At 72.1% G+C, this 462-nt stretch carries 1 protein-coding gene; it reads left to right on the top strand.

Annotated elements, in window-relative coordinates:
- Positions 1–462: beta-ketoacyl [acyl carrier protein] synthase domain-containing protein (locus GTW67_RS18475; protein ID WP_161165928.1), on the top strand; the 462-nt coding region annotated here is incomplete at both ends.

The raw sequence follows: 462 nt of genomic DNA, 5'->3' as shown, positions 1-462 counted from the left end.
GGGCGACTTCGACCCGGCGTTCTTCGGCATATCGCCCCGCGAGGCGCTGGCCATGGACCCGCAGCAACGGCTCCTCCTGGAGACCAGCTGGGAGGCCATGGAGCGGGCCGGCATCGCACCGGCCTCGGTGCGCGGTACCAAGGCCGGGGTCTTCGTCGGCACCAACGGTCAGGACTACGTCGAGGCACTGCGCCAGGCGCCGAAGGGCGTTGAGGGCTACCTGGCCACCAGCAGCGCCGCCAGTGTGATGTCCGGCCGCCTCTCCTACACCTTCGGGCTCGAGGGCCCCGCCGTGACGGTGGACACGGCCTGCTCGTCGTCGCTGGTGGCCCTGCACATGGCGGTGCAGTCACTGCGCCAGGGCGAGTGCTCGGTCGCCTTCGCCGGCGGAGCCACCCTGATGACGACACCGGGGCTGTTCGTGGCGTTCAGCCGCCAGCGCGGCCTCGCTCCCGACGGCCG

It is taken from the genome of Streptomyces sp. SID5910 (genome assembly GCF_009862125.1).
Classification (GTDB): domain Bacteria; phylum Actinomycetota; class Actinomycetes; order Streptomycetales; family Streptomycetaceae; genus Streptomyces.
The sequence above is the reverse complement of the archived record's forward strand: the minus strand, read 5'-3'. Positions and strand labels throughout refer to the sequence as shown.